Source organism: Pelagibius sp. (genome assembly GCF_965227505.1).
Lineage (GTDB): Bacteria > Pseudomonadota > Alphaproteobacteria > Kiloniellales > Kiloniellaceae > Pelagibius.
This window is the reverse complement of sequence record NZ_OZ245757.1, coordinates 3,992,914-4,008,440: the sequence shown is the minus strand read 5'-3', so window position 1 is coordinate 4,008,440 and position 15,527 is coordinate 3,992,914. Positions and strand designations below refer to the sequence as shown.

Genomic DNA, 15,527 nt, shown 5'->3' with positions numbered 1-15,527 from the left:
GTCAGTACTGGCCCAGCTTGGGATCGATCTGCCAGATCTCGCTGACCAAAGCCTCGCCCCGATAGGTCAGGACGTAGCGCACGGGAATGGTCTTCTTGCCCAGGAATTTCACGTCGGCGGTGACCGTCGCGCCCTTCGGGTTGGCGTTTTCGGCGATGGCGATCACTTCCACATCCAACGGGCCCTGGGCGCCGGTGAACTTGCGCCAGACCTCGGCAATGGCGGCCTTGCCGGTATAGGCCCCGTCCAGGGGGCCGCCGACCCACTGAAAGGTGCTGGCTTCCGTGTAGGCGGCGGTCACCGCCGCCACCCGGCCCTGGGCGATGGCATCGAAGTGGGCCGCGGCACGCTCGGTCGCTGTTTCGGCGGCGGCCGGGCCGGACACGCAGCCGGCCAGAAGAACGAGGCCGGGGACGGAGAAAAGGCGGGATGGCAGCATCAGAGATCACTCCGGTTTGGACATGCGGCACCTCACCTACGATCTGCCGACAGGGATTATTCCGCTGCCGCCGCCGGCGCTCTTTGCCGTTCCCAGAGCCGCCACGCGACCCAGAGGTTGACCAGAACGAAGAGCGGCACGCCGATCATCGGGGCGATGGACATCGGGTAGGTCATCACCGCCCGCGCGTCCGGCAGGGCGGTAAAGACCTGCAGCGGCCCGGGCAGGCCGAGTTGGATCAGGACCGGTGCCGAGGGCACGATGATCAGGGCGCCGAGCAGGTTCCACCAGAGAAAGCCCCGCGCGCCCATGCGCTCGTGCTTCAGCAGGTGCGCGACCCAGAGGGCGGAGAGCCCGAAGGCCAGATCCGGCAGACCCACCAGAAGCTCGAAGTAGAGTGGGAACTCTCCCGACGCCGTCTTCGCCGCAGTGCCGAGGGCGGTGATCCTGATGGCATGAAACCAGGCAAACCAATGCAGCGGCGTCACGTCGACGATCCGCCGCATGCCGGCGCGGACCTGGGCAAACAAGACCAGGGGCAGGACGCAGACGGCGACGGTGACGAGCTGCAGCCAGAAGGCCGGGTAGAGCCGCAGCATGGCCTCGCTGACGTAAAGCCCATAGGCGCCGAGGACGCTTGTGAGAATGGCGTAGGCAGTCACCCAGACCAGGAAGAGGTAGACCGGCGCCATGACGACCGGCACGCCCGCGCGGCGTTCGCAGCGCCGGGCCAGGAAGAACAGAAATCCCAGCTCGACGGCCAGGAGGACGGGGGTCATGGAGAGTTGCATGGCTTCGGTCCAGAAAGTGAAAGGAAACGGGCGCTCGGCCCCTTCTTGCAAAGGCGGATCGGATCTCTGACTTACCGTGCCGCGGAAGGCGGCGGCGCGACATCCGCGGCAAAGCGCGCGGCGTTGGCCGTCTCCGCTGCCGTCAGGTCGCCCTCCCCGAACATCGCTGGAACGGCCATCGGAACCGCGACGCCCCTTCGAACAGCCGGCCTCGCGTCGAGCCGGTCGAGCCAGCGGGCGAGGTGATCAAGACCGGCGATGGTGAGTCCCGCCCAGGGATAGGAGCGCACGTAGGGGTAGCAGGCGACATCGATGATCGAGTAGTCGTCGCCCATCAGGTAAGGCCGGTCCTGAAGACGGCGGTCGAGGACCTTCAGCAGGCGGCTGGACTCCCGCTGATAACGAGCAATGGCGAAGTCGTCTGTCACACCGTTTGGCACGGCGATGCGCTGAAAGAACATCGCCTGGCCCATCATCGGGCCGATCCCACTCATCTGGAACATCAGCCATTGCAGAGCCTCGGCGCGGCCGTTGGGGTCGCGCGGCAGCATGGCCCCTTGTCTCTCAGCCAGATACCAAAGGATGGCGCCGGACTCGAAGAGCGTGAAACCGTCATTGCCGTGATCGACAATTGCCGGGATGCGCCCATTGGGGTTGATGTTGAGGAACCAACTGCTCTTCTGATCGCGCCGGTCAAAGCGTACCGGGGTCACGTTGTAGGGAATGCCGAGCTCTTCCAACAGAATCGAGACCTTCCAGCCGTTCTGGGTCGGCGCCGTGTAGAGGTGAATGTCCGCAGTCATAGCCACTGCCTCCCTGCCAAGCGCTTACTCTCACCACTTCTCGGCGAAGGGACGGATCACGAGATCGAAGGTCCAGGTGGAGCGGTCCTGATGCGCCAGGTGGTAGACCTCTTCGGCGATGGCATCGGGCTTGGCGTAGTAGTCTTCGCGCGGCCAGGGCCAGCCCGCCGGCGGTTTCAGCCAGGACGGACGCTCTTCTTCGCTGCCGAGCCAGGTGACATCGATGGCGGCGTCGATGGTGACGTAGCCGACGTGAATGCCCTTGGGCCCGAGATCGCGTGCCAGGGATTCCGCGAGGATGCGCTGGGCGGCCTTGGTCGGCGCAAAGAGCGCGTAGTTCGCCACCCCGCGGTGGGAGGCCGTGTTGCCCGTCACCATGATGGCGCCCTGTCCCGCCTCGATCATGTCGGGCACAAGCGCGCGGGCGAGGTAGAGCAGCGCGGTGGTGTTGACCCGGAAGTTCCGTTCCAGATCCCGCGGGTCCGCGTCGAGAAAGGTATCGAAGGTATGGGCGACCGCATTGTGCACCAGCACTGCCGGCTTGCCCATCTGGGCCTTGATCTTGGCCAGGGTGTCGGTGAGCGCGTCGAGATCGCCGATGTCGCAGACAAAGGCCTTGGCGTCCTCGACCTCTTCCTCGAGCGCGGCCAGCCGCTGCGCGTTACGCGCGATCATCGCGATGCGATAGCCGCCCGCGGCAAAGCGCCGGACCAGGGCGGCGCCGGTGGTGTCGCCGACGCCGGTGATGAGAACGAGCGGCTTGGACATGACGTTTCCTCTCCTCTCTACCCGCGCAGTGTGGTGTCTACGCGGCTGCTTGTTTGGGGCCGTAGGGCGCGCCGTACTTGGCATCGCGGCGGCCGGCTTTGAGCACCTTGTGCTGGGCTTCGTCGACCTCATAGGTGCGCACCCACTCGCGGTCGCCTTGCTGCATCAGTTTGGAGGAATGCGGCGAACGGCCCCGCTGCTTGTACTCCACCAGCGCCATGCGGCAGGCCTGGCCACCGAAGCCATAGGCGTACTCGGTGGCGCCATCCTGCACAAAGCGGGCGCGGTAGAGCTTCCAGTACTGGCCGTCGTGTTCGTAGATGTCGAAGGTCAGCTCGTGGGTGTCGTACTGCCAGTGCCAGACCCCGCTCTCTTCGATCTTCACCCAGTCGTCCAGGCGGCTGCCGTCCTGAAAGCTCTCGCCGCGGACCTGCCATGCCAGGGTATCGGTCATATCCTTTCTCCTCTCGCTTGCGATGGGGTCTGGTCAGCTCGCCTTTTTCAGGGCCGAGCGAATCAGCGGCTCATAGCCCTGGGTCGCCAGGGCGCGGCCGACCTGCTTGAAGTAGCTTTCGCTGCCCTTGATCCCGAAGGCGTCGACCAGGCGGTTCACGTAGTTGAAGAGGGACGCCACGTTAATGGTGTCTTCCACCGCCTGCTCCGACCATCCGGCTGCCAGCAATGCGTCGATATCGCCCTGGCCGACCGATTCCGGGCTCCGGGTCAGATTGCCGGCGAAGCGCAGCAGGGGGCGCAACCTCTCGTCGACCTGCTCGGCTTCAGGCCCCGCCTCCACGGTCTCGATGGTCTCAGGATCGACATCCAGCGCCACCAGGGTCCACTTGTGGGCGCCGAGGCAGAAGTCGCAGCCGTTCAGCTTGGAGACATAAGCGGCGATCATCTCGCGCTCCGCCTTGGTCAGGTCGGACTCGCCGGCCATGACCGACTCGATGAACTGCAGCAGCGGTGCATAGCGCCCGGGGTCGCGCAGGAAAACATCGGCGACGCCTTGAAAGTCTTTCGCGTAGCTCAGGGTCGGCACGGCAGATCTCCTCTTGTTGTAAATTTCATATCGTTCGATATGAAATAGGCCAAAAAAATTTAACTCAGCACAGTAAGCGCTGTGCGAACGTAGCGCCGGACATGGGCCTCGCTGAATCCCGAGCGCGTGAGAAGGCCGGCGCTGTAGACCGTGGCGGCCAGAAACTCGGCCAGGGCGGTCAGGTCCTTGTCCGCCGCCAGTTCCCCGGCGGCCTGCCCCTCGGCCAGCCTGGCGCGAAAGGCGTCCTGCAGCAGCTTGGTGTGCGCCTTTACCTTCGCCGCCGCCTCGGCATCGCCGGGCGCCATCTCCACTGCCGTGTTGCACATCAGACAGCCGACGCGCCCATCCTCCGTGCGGGTGCTTTCACTGAGACGCACAAAGGTCCTCACGATAGCCTGAAACATCGGACCGGGCTTCTTCAGCTCGCGCAGTGCCTCGGCGGTGATGGTCTTCCGATAATGATCCAGGGCGGCCAGGAACAGCCCGTGCTTGCTGTCGAACTCGCCATAGAGGCCGTAGTAGTTCACCCCCGTGCGGTCGACAAGGTCGCGGATCGAAGTGTCGTGATAGCCCTTGGCCCAGAACTGGTGCATGGCCTTTTCCAGGGCTTCTTCCGGCTCGAATTCCTTGGGTCGCGCCACTGCGGGCTCCATTCCATATCAATCGATATGAAATTATTTAAGAACCCTCAAAGAGGAAGTCAAGGCGGGAAGCAAGGGCGGGGACAAAGCCCGCGCGGAATCAGGGGTGGCTGCAGAGGCGGGCAAGGACATCTGCGGTTCTGGTCCAGAGCAGGGCGGCGCCCTGCGCCGGCTCGATGGTGAGGGTTGCCCGGGGCAGACGCTCGGACAGACTGCGGCCGCCATCCGGCGCATGGACCGGACTGGTATCCAGCGCGCCGTACCAGAGATCAACCGGCTGCTCGATCGCCTCCAGGGCAAAGGGCCAGGGCTGCAGCGCAATCACGAGGTCGCGCAGATATCCCGCCGGGCCTTGCGCAAATCCCTCTTCAAGACTGCGGCGGTAGGCGGCGGCAAATCCCGGGCCTTTGTAGACGGTGCGGTCGCTCGCAGCGCTCATGGCCATCACCATCTGCCAGAAGGCCTCGGCGTTTGCGATCTGCTCAAATCCGCGGATCAGGCCGCTGGGGTCCCCTGCTGCGGCAGCGACCATGGCGGCCACCTCGGGCTCCAGCTTGTCGCGCAGGGCGGGATGCGCCAGTTCGTCCTGCCCGGAGACCACGGCAACCGCCGTCACCAGACCTTCCGCAGCCAGGGCAAAGGCGTAGGGCGCGCCCTGGGAGAAGCCGACAGCCAGCGGCCGTTCCAGGGACCGGGCGGCGATGACTTCGCGCATGTCGGCGGCCCAGGTGGTCAGTGTCTTGTTCGCGTCCGGGTCAGAGGCGCCGAGGCCCGGCCGGTCGATGCTCAGCAGCCGCAGGCCGCAGTCGCGCAGCGCCGCAAAGCCGAACCCCAGCGAACCGCTCATCGCCGCCCCGGTGCAGAAGAGGACCGGCCGTGCCGTCTCTTCGCCCCACTCCGACCACGCCAGCCGGCGCCCGTCCGAAAGCAGGATCGAGTCCCGGCGCGCCGGCTCTGCAATCAATAGTCCGATCTCGGACATGGCGGCCTGCCCCGATCTGTCTCCTGTGCTGCGGCGGCGACACCCTAGAGCAGATTCCGGCGGATTGAAATCTGCTGTTCCGCTCCGTCATTGCGGCGAATCCGCTCTAGGACGAGAGTTGCGCCTGCACCAGCCGGGCGGCAGGCAGAAGTTCGTCTTCGCTGAAGCCGCCGGCAAGCCCGTAGCCGGTCTCGCCGCTGATCCAGGTAACGACGCCGGTGTCGTGCGCACGGGCATAGCGCGGCGCAGCGGCCCCGCCTGGCGCCAGGTCGTTGCGGACATAGAGCACCAGACGCCGTCCTTCGGCGTTCTCGTACATCAGGAGGGCGGCCGGGCTGCGATCGCCCATCATCAGGCGTCCGCCGACCAGTTCGAATCCGAGGTCGCCGAGGCGCGGAATGCGAAAACTCATGCCCATGCGGTTCGACAGCCAGGCGGAGAGGTGGGCTGTTTCGGCTGCGCCGACCTCAACCGGATGGCGAACCTCCGGCGCGTAGACGCCATAAGCAGCCGCCGAGGTTTCGGCGATCTGGCTGAGCGCAGTGGAAGACCCCAGACCAAGCGTCTGCACTGACCAGGTCAACCCGATACCGAGCAGCAGGCCCGCTGCCGCGGCCATCAGGGGAGCGGTCAGCCGGCGCGGACGGCTTTGCACGACGGCGACCTGGGCGGCAGGCAACGGTTCGTCCAGAACCCCGTCAAAGGCCTCCCCCAATGCCCGGTTGATGCGCCGGTAGTCCTCGACCTCCGCCGCACACTCCGGATGGTCCAGCAGGTAGGTTTCCACCGCTTCGGCCCGCTCCGGCGGCAGCTTGCCGTCGGCATAGGCGTGCAGATCCTCGGTGGTCACGGAACGGCGGAGTTCGGTCATGGCGGCCATCACTTCACGCGCCGAAGGGGTTTCAGGCCGCCGGGTCCGGGGCGGCGCTCCGCCAGACCCAGGCTTTCGCGCAGCCGCGCGCGGCCGCGGTGGAGGCGCGACATCAGGGTGCCCTGAGGAATGTCCAGCACTGCCGCCGCCTGCCCGTAGGTGAGATCGTTGACGCAGACCATCAACACCGCGTCGCGCTGGTCCGCGGGCAAGCGGTCGATGGCCTCCAGCACCCGCCGTGCCGTCAGGCTGTCTTCCTGCCCGGGCCGCTGGCTGAGCGGCACCACCGCGGCGCTGCGCTGTTCGCGCGCCAGGGCCGCGGAACGATGGCGCACCGTATCGACGTGGAGGTTGCGCAGCATGGTGAAGAGCCAGGGCCGCAGCCGGCGCTCCGGCCGCCAGAGGTGAAAGCGCGACAGGGCGCGCTCCAGACAACTCTGCACCAGGTCGTCGGCGGCATCGGGGTCGCGCGTCAGACTGCGCGCAAAGCGCCGCAGATGCGGGATTTCCGCGATCAGGGCGGCTCGGTCTCTCGCCATTACGGGCCCATCAGCGTAGTAGGGATCTCGTTTCGCGGGCGGCCCGGTCCGGGCGGCCCTACCCCCACCTACGCAGACGCGGCCCGATTTATTTCAAGCCTGTCCGAAAGGCTTGAGCTGGCGGCGTTTCCGGACCGTCAGGCGGCGCTGATGCCGCCATTGACGGAGATCGCCTGTCCGGTGATGCGGGCGGCCGCCGGGCTGGCGAGAAACACGATAAGATCGGCCAGGTCCTGCGCCGTGGTCGGCCCGAGGCCGGCGAGAGGCCGCGCTTTCTCGAAAAGCTTCTTGGAGAAGGTGCCTTCGGCCATCAAGCGCTCGGTGAGCGCCGTGCCCTCGACGAGCGAGGGGGTCACGGCGTTGGCGCGGATGCCGTTGCGCTTGCCCTCGACGGCCAGGCCGCGGGTGAACTGGACGATAGCGGCCATGACCGCACCGATCACCGTCTCGCCCGGCGTCGCCACCTTGCCGGCGTCGGAGGCCACGGTGACGATACAGCCGCTTCCGGCCTCCATCATCACCGGCAGCACCGCGCGGCAGGCGTTCAGGGTCGGTGCCAGATCCTGCAGCAGGGTGGCGTTCACCTGGGCGATGGGCTGGCGGAACAGCAGCTCCGGCAGGGTGTTGCCGCCGGGCGAGCAGACCAGCAGATCAATCCCCTCCATGCCGCGCGCGGCAGCAGCCGTCATCTCCTCCGCCGCAGCGCCCTCGCTGCAATCCAGCACCAGCGCGCCCACATCGGCTTTCTCGTTCACCCGGCGCAGATCGTCGACGGCCAGCGCCGCGCGCTCCGGATTGCGGCCGACCACGCGCAGGCGCGGCACCCCGGCGGTCAGCAGCGTTTCCGCCGTGGCGAAACCGATGCCCGAAGTGCCGCCGACCACCAGGGCCGCCATCTCGGTGAAGTCCTTTGCCGTCCCTGCCAAGCCCGCCTCCCCTTGCTTGCATCCCCTGGCTTTCACCCCTGCCGCTAAGGAACAGGCTTCGCTCTGCCTTTGCAACCGCCTATCCGAGAGCGAGGAGCTGAACGCCTAGGGGGTCACCGCACGCAGCCGCAGCCCCAGAGTGGTCGCCACGACCGCGACCAGCCAGAGTGCCGGACCGATCCAGCCGCTCGGCAGCCAGGGGAAGTGCCCCGGCAGCATGAACAGCCAGAACAGCCCGACTTCCGTCCAGCCGATCGCCAGCAGATTGATCCAGTAGCCGGCGCGGCTGTTGCGCCAGTTCAGCCAGGCGCCGACCACGATGGCGCAGAGCGCGAAGAAAAGGATGTGGAAGGCCCCTTGTTGCAGGCGCAACCCCAGCCCGGCCGATCCCTCGAGCCCGCCGCCCAGTTCCCAGAGGCGGGCGACCGGGCGGAAATGCCAGAAGCCCCAGAGGACCTAGGCGGCTGCGCCGACACGGTGCCAGGGGAAGCCCGTGGAGACTGCCGCGCGCTCAGCGGCGGGCCGGTCCATCGCCCCGCTCATCCATTCCGCTCCAGCCCGGCGAGCCAGGCATCCAGGGCGCGGCCGATCGCTTCCGGGCTGTCCTCCTGGATGAAGTGCAGACCCGGGCCGACCGGCTGCGTCGTCACGTTCTTCAGGTTCTGCGCCGCCCAGTCGGCCAGGGCCTTGGGCTGGAGACGGCCGGGATCGGCATAGAGAACGAGTTTGGGCAGGCCGGTCTCAAGCCACCAGGCCGCCGCCTCCTCGTAGGCAGCCACCACGGCCGCGGGCTCTCCACCGATGGGCAGGCTCATGGTCATGTCGAGGATCGGCCGGCGGCTTTCGGGCGTCGGAAAGGGCGCGCGGTAGGCGGCAAAGGCTTCCGGTCCCAGCGGCTTGATCACCGAGGCCGGCAGGATGGTTTCCACCCAGACGTTGTCCTCAAGCACCGCCTGAGGGCCACTCTCGGCATCGCGCAGGCGGGTGAAAAGCGGCGCCGCCTTGCCGAAGCTGGCAAGATCGGGGCGTGGGTAGACCGGCGGCAGCGCCCCCTCCATGCTGGCAAAGGCGCGCAACCGCTCCGGGTGGCGCGACGCCCAGATCAGGCCGATGCCGGCGCCCCAGTCATGGGTCACGAGGGTCACGTCCTTGAGATCCAGGCGCTCGACAAAGGCGGCAAGATGGTCAGCCTGCTGGGCGACCCCAAAGCCCTCGCCCTGCGAATCCCCGAAGCCGACGAAGTCGATGGCAATGAGCCGCCGGCCTGGCGCCGCCACCAGCGGCAGGACGTTGCGCCAGAGATAGCTGGAGGTCGGAATGCCGTGCAGGAAGAGAACCGGCCGGCCCTCACGATCACCGGCCTCGACATAGGCCATGCGCGCGGCCGGCAGTTCCACGGTGCGCTTTTCGGCCTGACTGATTTCGGCCTGACTGATTTCGGCCTCGCTGATTTCGGCCTGGCTGATTTCGGCCTGACCGGACGCATCGCCGCTGGCGGCAAAGAAGCACGCCATCGCAAGCAGGGAGCCCATCGTCCCAACCCGCAACCGCCATCCTGACACCCCATCTTTCATTGCTGACCTCCTCATGTTCGAAGATTTTCGAGAATTATGTACTGATGAGTACATAAAAAGGAGACCGATGGAAGTTTTTTCTTACTGACGAGTATGATATTCTTGTGGTGTCTCTGCACCGCCAGTGGGACAAGAGGGAGGACGTCGGAAATGGGCAGACCAAGAGCCTTCGATACGGAAGCGGCGCTCGATATCGCGATGCGCCATTTCTGGAACGAAGGCTATGCCGCGGCGCGGCTCGACGACATCTGCGACGAGGCCGGCCTCTCCAAGCCCAGCCTCTATGCCGCCTTCGGTGACAAGGACGCGCTCTACGAGAAGGCGCTGGAACGCTACGCCGAGGTGTTCAAGGGACGAGTGATCGGTGCGCTCGAAGGGGCCGCCTCGGCGGCGGAGATGGTCGAAGGTTACTTCTCCGAAGTGGCTGCGATCCTGACCGACCGCAAGCTGCCGCTCGGCTGCCTGCGGGTGAACACCTCCTCCGAATGCGCGGAATCCCGCCCCGCCCTGGCCAAGGCCGCCGAGGTGCAGCGCAGCGGAACCCGGGACCACCTGCGCGCGCTGCTGCAGAACTATGGTCTCGACTCAAGATCGGCTCAGGAAATGGCACAGTTCATGATCACCCTGAGCGACGGGCTGGCGGCGGGCGCCCGCGCCGGCGCCACACCCGGCCAGACCAGAACGACGGCCAGGCTGGCTGCACAGTCGGTCTCCAACCTCTTGTGAGCCTGCCGCCGCCAGGACCGCAAGAAGCGGATAGAGCCGAGATGGGGCCCAGGGCAGAGTTGGCGTCGTCACAGATACCAAGGAGCCTCGGAATGTCCGCCCTGAAGTTCGTCGCCATGGACAGCGAAACGGTGAAAAGTCTGCGCAACGGCGGCCCGGATGCCAACGGTCAGACACCGGAGCGCAAGACATCCGACGGCAGCGGCAATGAGTGCCGCCACTGCCTGCAGGACATCCGCGAGGGCGACCTTTTCCTGGTGCTGGCGCACCGCCCCTTCCCGGCCCTTCAGCCCTACGCCGAGGTCGGCCCGCTCTTCGTTCACGCGGAGGATTGTGCGCGTTACCCGGAGTCGGCCGGCGTCCCGTCCTATCTGAAGGCGCGCGAGGCGATACTCGTTCGCGGCTACGGCACGGACGACCGCATCGTCTACGGCACCGGCCAGACCGTGGCCCCGCAGGACATCGAGGCGGTCTCGACGAAGCTGTTCGAGCGGCCGGACATCGCCTACATCCACGTCCGCTCCGCCACCAACAACTGCTACCAGTTCCGGATCGAGCGGGGCTGAGGCCGGCTCACTCCCACCGTAACTTCACTCCCAGCGCAGCCGGCGTTCCGCCTTGCGCAGGTAACCCGCCGAATAGGCCTGGGTGCGCGCGCGCAGCAGGATCAGCCGCCCCTCCCGGCTGCGCGTGTTGACCAGCTCACAGCGCCCGATGCGTTTCTCCCAGGCCCGCCTGAATGCCTCCAGGGCGGCCTTGTCCGCAGCGATCGCGTCCGGTACGGCATGATAGTCCATCTGCTTCAGCCAACCGCGGCGGTGATAGCGGATCAGCAGGTAGCGAGGGTTGGCGATGGGCTCGAAGACGGTCACCATGGCATCGGCAAAAGCCACCTCGTCGTGATGCCCGCCGCCGGCCAAACGGCAGTAGCGCGTGCCCGGGTCCAGGCTTTCCTCAACGTGCACGTCCAGGGCGTTGCGGGGCTTGTCGAGCGCATCGGCACGACTGAGACCGTCCAGCACGCAGCGGCCAATCTCTCTGAGATAGCGTATTGGAGAACCGGCGCGGATCGTGCGCAGGATCGCCCCGCTGTGATAGGCGGCGACCAGCAGGAAGCCGGCACCAACGATCATGAGCCAGGTGTCGAGGCCGTGCCTCAGAAACTCGGCGGTGAAGACCAGAACCTGCAGAGCGGCACCGATCAGGCCCGCGAGGATCCAGGTCGCACCGAAACGCGTAAGACCCTGGTGCCCTGGCGGCTGCGGCAGAACGGCACCGGCCGCCGGCCGCTCGACTGCTGATTTGTCGAAAAAGACCTCGGCCCAGGCGCGGGCGACAAAGCCGCGATCCGCGGCGCGGGCGGTCATCGTGCGGTTCCAGTCCCTCGCCGCCTCCTCATCCCATTTGCGGGTTTCGATGCCGAGGCGCTGAATGCCCGACTCGATGACCGGCGGCGAGAAATGGGAGACGCCGGCGAAAGTCTTGAAGCGGCGAAACACCGCCAGAGCGTCAAACCCGAGCGCAAAGGGATTGAGATCGAGGCGTCCCCGTGCAGCCGGGTCCTGGCTCTGTAGCGACAGCAGATCCCAAAGCGAGCTCTCACCGGCCGAGAGGTCCGAGAAGGGCGGCAGAATGGTCGCCAGATGCCAGATGGCCGAGACCTTGTCCGGGTCTCTCTTCGAGATCCGGATCGCCCGGCCGCGCATCTGGTTGGACAGCATGAAGGACTTCACCGAGGTCGCCAGCACCAGGGAGTTGATCGAGGGCGCATCCCAGCCCTCGCCCAGCAAGGCCGCCGTCCCGATGAGGCAGCGCAGATGCCCGTCCTCGAAGAGATGAGTGATGACCCGCAGGCAGCGCGAAGCCTTGCCTGACGTCACCAGAACCCGCGACCAGCCCGGAATATGACGCATGGGCTTCAGGGTGATCTCGCCCTCGGCGAAGCCCAGCCTCGCCGCTTCGGCGTGGAGAGCCGGAGTGACCTCGTCGGGGATCACCACCCAGCTTCCAGTCATCAGCGCCGGGCGCAGTTCGGGCGCCAGGCCGGCCTGCCCCAGGCGGCGCAGGATCGGCCCGGCCCCCAGGCTGTCGCTTGAGCGGTCCGCCGGGCGCGACAGGGCCGCGGCGCGCACGTAGTCGGTCAGAACGACGAGGCGCAGCCCCTCGCCCAGCGCTGCGAACTCGGCGCGGGCGATGGCCTCGATGCTGTCGAGCTTGCCGGCGGTGCCGGCCAGGGCACGGACAAGGTCCTGCTGCTTGCGCAGGCGTACGCGGCCGCGCCACAGCGCCCCGATGGACTGCAGGTCCCGCTTCAGGCGCTGTGCGATGTCGGGACTGTCGAAGGGCGCTTCGCCGCCGAGGATTTCCTGAAACAGCTCCTCGAAGAGCCTTGGGCTCGGCGCCGGCACCGCCTCGTCGTTCAAGCACAGAACTGAGGGCCCCGCGGGCGGCAGCGGACGGCGGTTGGCCTTCAACACCGAGAGCAGTCCGCAAAAGGCGGCGGGCCTCGCCAGAATCCGGGCCTCATGGCCTTGCGGATCGGCAATCCAGGGGTGGCTTTCGATCCAGCCGATCACCTCCGGGTCCTGCGCCCAGATCCCGGCCACGCTTGCAGCCTCCCGGGCGAAGGCCTCCAGGCTTTCGAAGGCGGCGCCCCGGGCAACGTTGAAGTGCAGGAAATCCTGATGCGGACAGAGATCGCCCTGCTTCACCAGTTCCGGGATGGAGATCTCCGCGTCGATGGGTCCGCAGACCTCCTCGTAGCGGTTCCACTCCTCCTGTTCGACGTCGTAGGGCGGGGTCGCCGTCAGGCTGACGACATGAAAGTCCTTCCTGCGCGCGCGCAGATAGCCGATGACTTCCTGCAGACTCTCCCACCAGGCGCGGCGCAGATGGTGGGCCTCGTCAAGCACCAGGGTCTCGATGCCGGCGGCCTCCAGCGCCGCCAGCAGCGCTTCGCCGGCGGCAGCGCCGGAGGTTGCGGCGGCGGCATTGTCCTCCTGCTCGCCGACCTCTTCCCCTTCGTCGTCCTCCTCGTCCCCGGGTTCCAGCAGGCCGCGCAGGGCGGCGTGGAGCGCCTGATAGGTTGTCGAGGTCAACCAGCCCGGTGTCGAGAGGTCGCTGCCGAGCCCCGACGGCCAGGGGCCGTTCTCCGGTTCGAAGAGTTCTTCCAGGCGCTGCAGCCATTGGTCGCGAATGGCGCGGGTCGGCGAAAGCACGAGGGTTGGGCGCCCGAGACGGCGCAATACCTCAAGGCCCAACACCGTCTTGCCCGCACCCGGCGCGGCCACGATGTTGAGCCGCGCATCATTCAGGTGATCTTCCAGCTCATGCAGAACCCGCGCCTGATAGCTGCGCCAGGTGCCGGTGAAGCGGAATCTGGGAAAGGCCGTCTGCGGTCGGTCCGCGGCTGCGTCCACGCTGTCCCCCCGGGAACGATGGGTCCCACCCCGGGAAGGAGACTATCGGGTCGGGCGCGACCGCACCAACATCAATTGCGGGTGAACCGCGTGATGCTAAAACGCGGCTTCCTTCATCTCCATCAGCGGGGCCTTGCCGGCCATGATGGCGGCGAAGAGGCCGGAACTCCTGGGCAAGAGACGCTGGAAGAAGAAGCGTGCGGTGGCGAGTTTGGCCTCGTGGAACTCCGGCATCTCGCCGTTGGATTTGTCGAGGCTGACCTTCACCATGCGCGCCCAGACGTAGGCGAGCGCCGTCAGCGCGAAGAGGTTCAGGTAGTCGGTGGCGGCGGCACCGGCCTCCTCCGGGTCCTTCAGGCCCTGCTGGGCGATCCAGAGCGTGGATTGCTGCAGGCGGCTGAGCACCTTGGCGAGCGGCGCCACGAACTCCGCCATCTGCGGGTCGGTCTGATGTTCCTCGATGAAGGCCTGGACCGGGTGGAAGAAGCGGCGCAGCAGCCGGCCCATGTTCTGGCCGAGCTTGCGGCCCACCAGGTCGAGCGCCTGAATGCCGTTGGCGCCCTCGTAGATCTGGGCGATGCGGGCGTCGCGCACCAGCTGCTCCATGCCCCACTCGCGGATGTAGCCGTGGCCGCCGAAGACCTGCATGCCGGTGTTGGTGGCCTCAAAGCCGTGATCGGTGAAGAAGGACTTGATGATCGGCGTCATCAGCGCGACCAGGTCGTCCGCCTCCTGCCGCACCCCTTCGTCGGGATGCTTCTCGGCAACGTCCACGGCCATGGCGACCCAGAGGGCAAGCGCCCGCGCGCCCTCGTTGTAGGCCTTCATAGTGAGCAGGTTCTTGCGCACGTCCGGATGCACGATGATGGGGTCGGCGGGCTTGTCCGGGTGCTGCGGGCCTGCAAGCGAGCGGCCCTGCAGGCGCTCCTTGGCGTAGGCCGCGGCCGACTGGTAGGCGGTCTCCGCCAGGCCCAAGCCCTGCATGCCGACGTCGAGGCGCGCGACGTTCATCATGGTGAACATCTTGGCCATGCCAGTGTGGGGCTCGCCCACCAGATAGCCCTCCGCCTCATCGAAATTCATGACGCAGGTGGAGGACGCCTTGATGCCCATCTTGTGCTCGATGGAGCCGCAGGCAACGCCGTTGCGCGGACCGACCGAGCCGTCGTCCTTGACCAGGAACTTGGGCACGATGAACAGCGAGATACCTTTGGACCCCTCCGGCGCGTCCGGCAGCTTGGCCAGCACCAGGTGGACGATGTTTTCACTCAGGTCGTGCTCGCCGGCGGAGATGAAGATCTTGGTCCCGGTGATCTTGTAGCTGCCGTTGCCGTCGGGCTCCGCCTTGGTGCGGATCAGGCCCAGGTCGGTGCCGCAGTGCGGCTCCGTCAGGCACATGGTCCCGGACCAGCGGCCGTGGATCATGTTGGGCAGAAAGGTGGCCTTCTGCTCGTCGCTGCCGTGCAGCTCCAGGGCATTGCAGGCGCCGTGGGTCAGACCCGGATACATGCCGAAGCTGAGGTTGGTCGAGCAGATCAGCTCGGTGAAGACGAACTGCAGGGTCTTGGGCAGGCCCTGGCCGCCGTAGTCGGGGCTGAGCGCCAGGCCGTTCCAGCCGCCCTCGCAGAAGGCATCGTAGAGTTCCTTGAAGCCCTTGGGCGTGCGCACGACGCCGTTTTCGAAGGTGCAGCCTTCCTCGTCGCCGGGCTGATTCAGCGGCAGCAGCTCGTTTTCACAGAGCTTCGCCGCCTCCTCGATCACCGCGTCTGCCAGCTCCCGGCCCGCTTCCTCATAGCCCGGCAGGCTCGCGACCCTGCCGTCGTAATCCAGCAGGTCGTAAAGCACGAAACGGATGTCGTCCAAGGGGGCGGAATAGCTGACCATGGTCTGGTTCCTCGGTGTCTTGCTCTAACGCGCAGCAATGCGATTCTTCGGCCCGCCTTGCCTCGCCCTTCGAGACGGACCTTCGGTCCTCCTCAGGGTGAGGCAAAGCTGCGGGTCGATTG

At 66.7% G+C, this 15,527-nt stretch carries 17 protein-coding genes; 2 read left to right on the top strand and 15 right to left on the bottom strand.

The genetic code is table 11. The features are described 5' to 3' along the window. Position 1: 1 nt before the first annotated feature. The 13 genes from ACO06P_RS18860 to ACO06P_RS18800 form a co-directional block, all read right to left on the bottom strand. Positions 2-439 (bottom strand): nuclear transport factor 2 family protein, encoded by a 438-nt coding sequence (locus tag ACO06P_RS18860; RefSeq protein ID WP_420346767.1) that lies wholly within the window; start codon positions 437-439, stop codon positions 2-4. 56 nt (positions 440-495) lie between these two features. Beyond that, positions 496-1,218, bottom strand: coding sequence for a hypothetical protein (locus tag ACO06P_RS18855; RefSeq protein WP_420346766.1), 723 nt, complete (start codon positions 1,216-1,218; stop codon positions 496-498). Positions 1,219-1,301: 83 nt separating this feature from the next. After that, on the bottom strand, positions 1,302-2,033 hold the full coding sequence (locus ACO06P_RS18850) for a glutathione S-transferase family protein (protein ID WP_420346765.1): 732 nt from the start codon (positions 2,031-2,033) through the stop codon (positions 1,302-1,304). A 30-nt stretch (positions 2,034-2,063) separates the two neighbouring features. Next, positions 2,064-2,801, bottom strand: a complete 738-nt coding sequence (locus ACO06P_RS18845) for an SDR family NAD(P)-dependent oxidoreductase (RefSeq protein WP_420346764.1) — start codon at positions 2,799-2,801, stop codon at positions 2,064-2,066. Positions 2,802-2,838: 37 nt separating this feature from the next. After that, complete coding sequence (locus ACO06P_RS18840; RefSeq protein ID WP_420346763.1) at positions 2,839-3,255, bottom strand: hypothetical protein; 417 nt, start codon at positions 3,253-3,255, stop codon at positions 2,839-2,841. Positions 3,256-3,288: 33 nt separating this feature from the next. After that, positions 3,289-3,843 (bottom strand): carboxymuconolactone decarboxylase family protein, encoded by a 555-nt coding sequence (locus tag ACO06P_RS18835; protein ID WP_420346762.1) that lies wholly within the window; start codon positions 3,841-3,843, stop codon positions 3,289-3,291. A gap of 59 nt (positions 3,844-3,902) precedes the next feature. Next, a complete protein-coding gene (locus ACO06P_RS18830; protein ID WP_420346761.1) occupies positions 3,903-4,484 on the bottom strand; it encodes a TetR/AcrR family transcriptional regulator in 582 nt (193 codons plus the stop codon). A 100-nt stretch (positions 4,485-4,584) separates the two neighbouring features. Then, complete coding sequence (locus tag ACO06P_RS18825) at positions 4,585-5,466, bottom strand: alpha/beta hydrolase (RefSeq protein WP_420346760.1); 882 nt, start codon at positions 5,464-5,466, stop codon at positions 4,585-4,587. A 106-nt stretch (positions 5,467-5,572) separates the two neighbouring features. Then, positions 5,573-6,337: an anti-sigma factor family protein gene (locus tag ACO06P_RS18820; protein ID WP_420346759.1), complete on the bottom strand. Its 765-nt coding sequence runs from the start codon at positions 6,335-6,337 to the stop codon at positions 5,573-5,575. Between the two features lie 8 nt (positions 6,338-6,345). Then, a complete protein-coding gene (locus ACO06P_RS18815; protein WP_420346758.1) occupies positions 6,346-6,876 on the bottom strand; it encodes a sigma-70 family RNA polymerase sigma factor in 531 nt (176 codons plus the stop codon). A gap of 137 nt (positions 6,877-7,013) precedes the next feature. Further along, positions 7,014-7,802: an SDR family NAD(P)-dependent oxidoreductase gene (locus ACO06P_RS18810; RefSeq protein WP_420346757.1), complete on the bottom strand. Its 789-nt coding sequence runs from the start codon at positions 7,800-7,802 to the stop codon at positions 7,014-7,016. Between the two features lie 105 nt (positions 7,803-7,907). Further along, positions 7,908-8,174 carry a hypothetical protein gene (locus ACO06P_RS18805; RefSeq protein ID WP_420346756.1) on the bottom strand — a complete coding sequence of 89 codons (267 nt, stop codon included), beginning with the start codon at positions 8,172-8,174 and terminating at the stop codon, positions 7,908-7,910. 167 nt (positions 8,175-8,341) lie between these two features. Beyond that, complete coding sequence (locus ACO06P_RS18800; protein WP_421935136.1) at positions 8,342-9,334, bottom strand: haloalkane dehalogenase; 993 nt, start codon at positions 9,332-9,334, stop codon at positions 8,342-8,344. A 192-nt stretch (positions 9,335-9,526) separates the two neighbouring features. Between ACO06P_RS18800 and ACO06P_RS18795 the strand changes: the two genes are divergently transcribed. After that, positions 9,527-10,102: a TetR/AcrR family transcriptional regulator gene (locus ACO06P_RS18795; protein ID WP_420346754.1), complete on the top strand. Its 576-nt coding sequence runs from the start codon at positions 9,527-9,529 to the stop codon at positions 10,100-10,102. Between the two features lie 92 nt (positions 10,103-10,194). Then, positions 10,195-10,668, top strand: coding sequence for a DUF1203 domain-containing protein (locus tag ACO06P_RS18790; protein ID WP_420346753.1), 474 nt, complete (start codon positions 10,195-10,197; stop codon positions 10,666-10,668). A gap of 24 nt (positions 10,669-10,692) precedes the next feature. Here the strand turns inward: ACO06P_RS18790 and ACO06P_RS18785 are convergent, their stop codons facing one another. Both ACO06P_RS18785 and ACO06P_RS18780 read right to left on the bottom strand, forming a co-directional pair. Continuing rightward, a complete protein-coding gene (locus ACO06P_RS18785; RefSeq protein WP_420346752.1) occupies positions 10,693-13,521 on the bottom strand; it encodes a DEAD/DEAH box helicase family protein in 2,829 nt (942 codons plus the stop codon). 96 nt (positions 13,522-13,617) lie between these two features. After that, positions 13,618-15,405 carry an acyl-CoA dehydrogenase C-terminal domain-containing protein gene (locus ACO06P_RS18780; protein ID WP_420346751.1) on the bottom strand — a complete coding sequence of 596 codons (1,788 nt, stop codon included), beginning with the start codon at positions 15,403-15,405 and terminating at the stop codon, positions 13,618-13,620. Positions 15,406-15,527 lie beyond the last annotated feature (122 nt).

Excerpts from the sequence above, each read along its gene's own strand:
- ACO06P_RS18860 (WP_420346767.1), bottom strand. The coding sequence starts at position 439 with ATGCTGCCATCCCGCCTTTTCTCCGTCCCCGGCCTCGTTCTTCTGGCC.
- ACO06P_RS18820 (WP_420346759.1), bottom strand. The coding sequence starts at position 6,337 with ATGACCGAACTCCGCCGTTCCGTGACCACCGAGGATCTGCACGCCTAT.
- ACO06P_RS18850 (WP_420346765.1), bottom strand. The coding sequence starts at position 2,033 with ATGACTGCGGACATTCACCTCTACACGGCGCCGACCCAGAACGGCTGG.
- ACO06P_RS18845 (WP_420346764.1), bottom strand. The coding sequence starts at position 2,801 with ATGTCCAAGCCGCTCGTTCTCATCACCGGCGTCGGCGACACCACCGGC.
- ACO06P_RS18795 (WP_420346754.1), top strand. The coding sequence starts at position 9,527 with ATGGGCAGACCAAGAGCCTTCGATACGGAAGCGGCGCTCGATATCGCG.
- ACO06P_RS18780 (WP_420346751.1), bottom strand. The coding sequence starts at position 15,405 with ATGGTCAGCTATTCCGCCCCCTTGGACGACATCCGTTTCGTGCTTTAC.
- ACO06P_RS18825 (WP_420346760.1), bottom strand. The coding sequence starts at position 5,466 with ATGTCCGAGATCGGACTATTGATTGCAGAGCCGGCGCGCCGGGACTCG.
- ACO06P_RS18840 (WP_420346763.1), bottom strand. The coding sequence starts at position 3,255 with ATGACCGATACCCTGGCATGGCAGGTCCGCGGCGAGAGCTTTCAGGAC.
- ACO06P_RS18855 (WP_420346766.1), bottom strand. The coding sequence starts at position 1,218 with ATGACCCCCGTCCTCCTGGCCGTCGAGCTGGGATTTCTGTTCTTCCTG.
- ACO06P_RS18800 (WP_421935136.1), bottom strand. The coding sequence starts at position 9,334 with ATGGGCTCCCTGCTTGCGATGGCGTGCTTCTTTGCCGCCAGCGGCGAT.
- ACO06P_RS18815 (WP_420346758.1), bottom strand. The coding sequence starts at position 6,876 with ATGGCGAGAGACCGAGCCGCCCTGATCGCGGAAATCCCGCATCTGCGG.
- ACO06P_RS18790 (WP_420346753.1), top strand. The coding sequence starts at position 10,195 with ATGTCCGCCCTGAAGTTCGTCGCCATGGACAGCGAAACGGTGAAAAGT.